The sequence below is a fragment of the Actinosynnema sp. NPDC049800 genome, from assembly GCF_040656635.1.
GTDB lineage: Bacteria > Actinomycetota > Actinomycetes > Mycobacteriales > Pseudonocardiaceae > Actinosynnema.
The window spans coordinates 399,279-406,206 of sequence record NZ_JBFAMT010000003.1 but is presented as its reverse complement, the minus strand read 5'-3'; the positions used below and the strand labels follow the sequence as shown (position 1 = coordinate 406,206).

The window sequence follows — 6,928 nt, the reverse complement described above, 5'->3', positions numbered from 1 at the left end:
GGGGGGGGGGGTCTTGCTGTGGGGGGGCGGGGGCGGCCCCGTGGGGCGCCCGGGGGGCCCCCACCCCGAGTGGTCAGTTGTTCCGGACGACGTCATGCCCTGGCTCGGGAACCGGTCACCATGCGGTAGACGCCAAGCACGATCAGCGAGCCGAGGATGGCGAGCAGCCAGGTGCTCAGGTCGAAGAACGTGTTGATGTTGGTCCCGAAAATCGCCTGGCCGACGAAACCGCCGATGATGGCGCCGACGATGCCGAGCAGCATCGTGATGATGATGCCGCCGGGGTCCCGACCTGGCATGATGGCCTTGGCGATGGCACCCGCGATGAGGCCGAGGACGATCCAACCCAAGATGCCCACGGGGGCTCTCCTTCCTGATGGCCGCGACGGGGGATCCGTCGGGGCGCTTGATCGAGGAATGCCCACGTTCGAGTGATACCACGCCCTCGTTACCGTTCCGTTATCCAAGTACCGCTGTGCGGGCTATCAGGTCGGCTCGGGAACAATGGGCGGTGATGAGCACACCACGCACGGTCCTGGTACTCGGGTCGACCGGGTCGGTCGGCACCCAGGCCCTCGACGTCATCGCCGCCAACCGCGACCGGTTCACCGTGGTCGGACTGGCCGCCGGCGGCGCGGACCCGGCCGCCCTCGCCGCGCAGGCCGTCGAGTTCGGGGTCCAGGCCGTGGCCGTGGCCCGGGCCACCGCGGTCGAGGACGTCACGCTCGCCCTCTACGCCGAGGCGCAGAAGCGCGGCTACGCGCGGGGCGCGTTCAAGCTGCCGCGCATCCTCGCCGGCCCGACCGCGATGACCGACCTGGTCGACTCCACCCCGGCCGACGTGGTGCTCAACGGCATCACCGGCTCGATCGGCCTGGCGCCCACGCTGCACGCCCTCAAAGCGGGCGCGACGCTCGCCCTGGCCAACAAGGAATCGCTGATCGCGGGCGGTCCGCTCGTGCTCAAGGCGGCCAAGCCGGGCCAGATCGTGCCGGTCGACTCCGAGCACTCCGCGCTGGCCCAGTGCCTGCGCGGCGGCCGGCCCGACGAGGTGGCCAAGCTCGTCCTCACCGCCTCCGGCGGCCCGTTCCGCGGTCGCACCCGCGCGGACCTCGCCGACGTCACCGCGCGTGAGGCCATGGCGCACCCCACGTGGTCGATGGGGCCGGTCATCACCGTCAACTCGTCCACCCTCGTCAACAAGGGGCTGGAGCTGATCGAGGCGCAGCTGCTGTTCGGCGTGCCCTACGACCGCATCGACGTGGTCGTGCACCCGCAGTCGATCGTGCACTCGATGGTCACCTTCACCGACGGCTCCACGCTCGCCCAGGCCAGCCCGCCGGACATGAAGCTGCCGATCGCGCTGGCGCTGGGCTGGCCAGACCGGATCCCCGGCGCCGCCGCCGCGTGTACCTTCGACGTGGCGACGGCGTGGACGTTCGAGCCGCTGGACGACGAGACGTTCCCGGCGGTGAGGCTCGCCAGGCAGGCCGGCTCCGGCGGTGGCTGCCTGCCGGCGGTCTACAACGCGGCGAACGAGGAAGCGGTCGCGGTCTTCCTCGGCGGCGGCACGTCGTTCACCTCCATCGTGGACACTGTGGCAGGAGTGCTCGCGGAGGCGGACGGCTGGGCGCACGAGCCGGTCGACGTCGACGAAGTCCTCGCGGCGGAGCAATGGGCCCGGGCGCGGGCGCGGGAACTCGTGGCCACTTCGGTGGGGTCTGGAAGGGACTGACGTGCTCGTTTTCCTGGGCATTCTGCTGTTCGCCCTGCTCATCGGCATCTCGATCGCGCTGCACGAGCTCGGCCACCTGGCCACCGCGAAGATGTTCGGGATGAAGGTGACCCGGTACTTCATCGGGTTCGGGCCGAAGATCTGGTCCTTCCGCCGCGGCGAGACCGAGTACGGCCTCAAGGCCATCCCGGCGGGTGGCTTCTGCGAGATCACGGGCATGACCGCGCTGGAGGAGGTCGCGCCGGAGGACCGGCACCGCGCGTTCAACCGGCAGAAGACCTGGAAGCGCGTGGTGGTCCTGTCCGCGGGCTCCATCACCCACTTCATCGTGGGCTTCGTCATCTTGTACTTCATGGCCTTCACCATGGGCATCCCGAACCTGCGCGACAGCGCGATGATCGCCGAGGTCGCGCCGTGCGTGCAGAACAGCACCGACGCCGAGTGCGCGCCCGGTGCGCCGTCGCCGGCCAAGGACGCGGGCTTCCAGGCGGGCGACGAGATCGTGGCGGTGGCCGGCGCGGCCACGCCCACGTGGGCCGACGTGCTGACGAAGACCCGCGAGCGGACCGGCACCACGGAGTTCAAGGTGCTGCGCGACGGCCGTGAGCTGACCCTCACCGCCGACGTCGCCCGCGTCGAGCGCGAGATGGAGCGCAAGGACGGCACGCGCTACAAGGAAGAGGTCGGCGCGATCGGCGTCATCCAGCAGCGCAACTTCGAGTACAACGCGTTCACCGCGATCGGCGGCGCGACCCAGTTCACCGGCACGATGTTCGAGAACACCTGGCGCGGCCTGATCAACTTCCCGAAGAAGATCCCGGCCGTGATCGAGGCCATCGGCGGCGCCGAGCGCGACATCGACAGCCCGGTCAGCGTGGTCGGCGCGAGCAGGCTCGGCGGCGAGGCGGTCGACCGGGGCCTGTGGCAGCTGTTCTGGCTGATGCTGGCGGGCCTGAACTTCTTCGTGGGTGTGTTCAACCTCCTGCCGCTGCTGCCGCTTGACGGTGGTCACATCGCCGTCAACCTGTACGAACGGGTGCGAAACTGGATCCGGAAGCTCCGCGGTCTTCCGGACGGCGCACCGGTCAACTACCTGCGACTGCTGCCGCTGACCTACTTCGTGATCTTCGTCGGCGGATCGGTCACGCTGTTGACGATCACCGCGGACATCGTCAACCCGATCAAGCTCTTCCAGTGATCACAGTGAGAGGTGCGTAGTCCATGAGTGACGGCGTCATGCTCGGCCTGCCGGCGATGCCTCCTCCGGTGTTGTCGGAACGGCGCAAGACCCGCCAGCTCATGGTGGGCTCGGTGGGCGTCGGCAGTGAGTTCCCCGTGTCCGTGCAGTCCATGACGACGACGGTGACGGCGGACGTGAACGCCACGCTCCAGCAGATCGCCGAGCTGACGGCGGCGGGCTGCGACATCGTGCGCGTGGCGTGCCCGTCCCAGGACGACGCGGACGCGCTGGCGGCGATCGCGAAGAAGTCGCAGATCCCGGTGATCGCGGACATCCACTTCCAGCCGAAGTACGTGTTCGCGGCGATCGAGGCCGGGTGCGCGGCGGTCCGCGTGAACCCGGGCAACATCAAGAAGTTCGACGACAAGGTCAAGGAGATCGCGGCGGCGGCCCGCGACCACGGCACGCCGATCCGGATCGGCGTGAACGCGGGGTCGTTGGACCCGCGGCTGATGGCCAAGTACGGCAAGGCGACGCCGGAGGCGCTGGCCGAATCGGCGCTGTGGGAGGCGTCGCTGTTCGCCGAGCACGACTTCCACGACCTGAAGATCTCGGTCAAGCACAACGACCCGGTGGTGATGATCCGGGCCTACGAGCTGCTGGCCGAGCAGTGCGACTACCCGCTGCACCTGGGTGTGACGGAGGCGGGCCCGGCGTTCCAGGGCACGATCAAGTCGGCGGTGGCGTTCGGCGCGCTGCTGCGGCAGGGCATCGGGGACACGATCCGCGTCTCGCTGTCGGCTCCCCCGGTCGAGGAGGTGAAGGTCGGGCACCAGATCCTCCAGTCGCTCAACCTGCGCCCGCGCAAGCTGGAGATCGTGTCGTGCCCGTCCTGTGGCCGCGCCCAGGTCGACGTCTACACGTTGGCGGAGCAGGTCACGGCCGGTCTGGAGGGCATGGAGGTGCCGCTGCGGGTCGCCGTGATGGGCTGCGTGGTGAACGGGCCCGGTGAGGCGCGCGAGGCCGACCTCGGGGTCGCCTCCGGCAACGGCAAGGGTCAGATCTTCGTGAAGGGCAAGGTCGTCAAGACCGTGCCGGAGCACCAGATCGTGGAGACCCTGATCGAAGAGGCGATGCGGATCGCCGAGGAGATGGGCGAGACCGCCGAGGGCGGCGAACCGGTCGTCACGGTCGGCTGAGGGCAGTCGGGAGTGGGCCGGCAGTCGGCTGAGCGGGTGGCGGACGCGCGGGTAACGCGGTGGATCTGGCAGGCTTGACGGCGTGCTGAGGTTGGCTGGCGCGCGCTTGCTCGACGAGCGGGACCTGACCGAGGTCCTCGCCGTGCTCGCGGCCGACCCGGTGGCGTCCTGCATGGTCGCCGCACGGGTCGAGGTCGCGGGTCTGGACCCGTGGCGGCTCGGCGGCGAGGTGTGGGCGTACGACCACCGGTCGCTGCGCGGCGGCCGGGTCGACGCGCTGTGCTTCGCCGGCCCGAACCTCATCCCGCTGCGCGGCAACGCGCAGGCGCTGCGCGGCTTCGCCGACCGGGCCCGCCGCCGCGGCCGCATGTGCTCGTCGCTGGTCGGGCCCGCCGAGCAGGTGCTCGGCCTGTGGGAGGAGCTGTCCCCGGACTGGGGACCGGCCCGCGAGGTGCGCGCCGACCAGCCGTTGATGGCGCTGGGCGGCAGCCCGGCGATCCCGCTGGACCCGCTCGTGCGGCCGGTCCGGCCCGACGAGCTCGACCGGTACCTGCCCGCCGCGATCGCCATGTTCATCGAGGAGGTCGGCGTCGACCCGTGCGCCGAGGACGGCGGCGTGTCCTACCGGGCGCGGGTGGCCGAGCTGATCGCGAGCGGGCGGGCGTTCGCCCGGTTCGAGGGCGGCGACGTGGTGTTCAAGGCCGAGATCGGGGCCATGTCGGCGCAGGTCGGCCAGATCCAGGGCGTGTGGGTGCGGCCGGACCGCCGCGGGCACGGCATCGGCGCGGCGGGCACCGCGGCGGTGGCCGAACGCCTGGTCAGGACCCTGGGCCGGACCGCGTCGCTGTACGTGAACTCCTACAACGACGTGGCCAAGGCGGCGTACCGCAAGATCGGGTTCTCCCAGGTCGGCCAGTACGCGACCGTGCTGTTCTGAGACCGTCGCGGCGTGCGGCCGGTCACACCGGGCATACTCGGCGCCGTGATCGCGCGCAAGCCGTCCCTGTCCCGCTTGGTCCTTCCCGGGGTGGTCCTGCTGCTCGTCAGCGGCTGCGGCCTGTTCTCGTCCCGTCCCGGCCCGGACCAGGTGGCGGGCGACTTCCTGGCCAAGCTCGCCGCGGGCGACGTCGACGGCGCGGCCGGCCTGACCGACGACCCGGGCGGCGCGAAGGACGTGCTGGGCAAGGTCCACGAGGTGCTCAAGCCCAAGGGGCTGACCACCAAGGTCGAGCAGGTGCGCTCGGCGGGCGAGTCGACCACCGCCGACGCGACCGCGCAGCTGGACTGGGACCTCGGGCACGACCACGCGTGGAGCTACCAGACGAAGTTCGACCTGCGGCGCGAGGAGGACGACTGGAAGGTGCACTGGGCGCCTTCGGTCGTGCACCCGAAGCTCGCCGTGCAGCAGTCGCTCGGGGTGGCCGAGGTGAAGCCCGCGCTGGCGCCCGTGCTGGACCGCGACGGCACGCCGCTGCTCGCGCCGGAGCAGGTCGTGTCGATCCTGCTCAACGCCCAGGAGGCCGGTGACGTGGGCGCGGTGGCCGGCGCGCTGGCCGCGGCGCTGACGCCGATCGACCCGGCGATCACCCAGGTGGCGATCATGGACGGGGTGTCGAAGGTCCCCGCCGGGCAGGTCTACCAGGTGGCCGCGCTGCGTGACGCGGACTACCGGACCGTGAAGCCCGCGATCTACGAGCTGCCGGGGGTCCGGTTCACCACGCAGACGAGCCTGCTGGCGCCGTCGCGCACGTTCGGCTCGCAGGTGCTGCCCGCCGTGCGCAAGGCGGTGGAGGAGGAGATCGCGGGCAAGGCCGGGCTGCGCGTCTACACGGTGAACGCGGCCGGTGACGAGGTGGAGACGCTGCACGAGCAGGCGCCGGAGCCCGCGCAGGCGATCTCGACCGCGTTGAGCCGGGGCGTGCAGGTGGCGGCGGAGGACGCGCTGGAGCCCGTACCGCAGGCCGCGATGCTGGTGGCGTTGCAGGCGTCGACCGGCGACATCCTGGCGGTGGCGCAGAACGAGGCGGCCGACGCCGAGGGCCCGATGGCGCTGAGCGGCCGTTACCCGCCGGGGTCGACGTTCAAGATCGTGACGGCGGCGGCGGCCCTGTCGTCCGGGCAGGCGACGGCGGACAGCCCGCTGCCGTGCCCGGGCAAGGCGGTGATCGACGGTCGCCGGGTCGTGCCGAACGACCACGAGTTCGACAAGGGCACGATCCCGCTGCACTCGGCGTTCGCGTTCTCGTGCAACACGACGTTCGCGCAGCTCGCGGCCGGGATGGCGCCGGACGCGCTGACCAAGGCGGCGGACTCGTTCGGCCTCGGGGTCGACTTCGAGATCCCGGCGATCACCACGATCACCGGCTCCGTGCCGCCCGCCACCGACGTGGTGGAGCGGGCGGAGGACGGCTTCGGCCAGGGCAAGCTGCTGGCGAGCCCGTTCGGCATGGCCCTGGTGGCGGCGACGACGGCGACGGGCAAGATGCCGGTGCCCACGCTGCTGAAGGGCCGGGAGACGAAGGTGGACCACACCCCGACCCCACCGGCGCCCGCCGTGCTGGAGCCGTTGCGGGCGATGATGCGGGAAGTGGTCGAAACCGGCACCGCGCCGCAGCTCAAGCCGTACGGGGACGTGCGGGGCAAGACGGGCACGGCGCAGTTCGGCGACGGCACGAACTCGCACGGCTGGTTCGTCGGCTACCGCGGCGACATCGCGTTCGCGACCCTGCTCCTGGGCACGAACAGCTCCGCGCCGGCGGTCGACGCCTCGGCCCGCTTCCTGGCCGCGTTGGGCTGAACGGTCCAACATCAATG

General features: G+C 71.2%; 6 protein-coding genes. 5 read left to right on the top strand and 1 reads right to left on the bottom strand.

What is annotated here, in order from left to right:
- Window positions 1-92 precede the first annotated feature (92 nt).
- Complete coding sequence (locus AB0I91_RS07225; RefSeq protein ID WP_498780590.1) at window positions 93-359, bottom strand: GlsB/YeaQ/YmgE family stress response membrane protein; 267 nt, start codon at window positions 357-359, stop codon at window positions 93-95.
- Window positions 360-514: 155 nt separating this feature from the next.
- Here AB0I91_RS07225 and dxr point away from each other — a divergent pair, with 155 nt between their 5' ends.
- The 5 genes from dxr (at window position 515) to AB0I91_RS07200 (ending at window position 6,911) form a co-directional block, all read left to right on the top strand.
- Window positions 515-1,735, top strand: a complete 1,221-nt coding sequence (gene dxr, locus AB0I91_RS07220) for a 1-deoxy-D-xylulose-5-phosphate reductoisomerase (protein ID WP_499616614.1) — start codon at window positions 515-517, stop codon at window positions 1,733-1,735.
- 1 nt (window position 1,736) lies between these two features.
- Window positions 1,737-2,933 (top strand): M50 family metallopeptidase, encoded by a 1,197-nt coding sequence (locus tag AB0I91_RS07215; RefSeq protein ID WP_499635715.1) that lies wholly within the window; start codon window positions 1,737-1,739, stop codon window positions 2,931-2,933.
- A gap of 23 nt (window positions 2,934-2,956) precedes the next feature.
- Window positions 2,957-4,114, top strand: a complete 1,158-nt coding sequence (gene ispG / locus AB0I91_RS07210) for a flavodoxin-dependent (E)-4-hydroxy-3-methylbut-2-enyl-diphosphate synthase (RefSeq protein WP_230567648.1) — start codon at window positions 2,957-2,959, stop codon at window positions 4,112-4,114.
- 82 nt (window positions 4,115-4,196) lie between these two features.
- A complete protein-coding gene (locus AB0I91_RS07205) occupies window positions 4,197-5,051 on the top strand; it encodes a GNAT family N-acetyltransferase (RefSeq protein WP_498780595.1) in 855 nt (284 codons plus the stop codon).
- A 45-nt stretch (window positions 5,052-5,096) separates the two neighbouring features.
- Complete coding sequence (locus AB0I91_RS07200) at window positions 5,097-6,911, top strand: penicillin-binding transpeptidase domain-containing protein (protein ID WP_499635713.1); 1,815 nt, start codon at window positions 5,097-5,099, stop codon at window positions 6,909-6,911.
- Window positions 6,912-6,928: the final 17 nt, after the last annotated feature.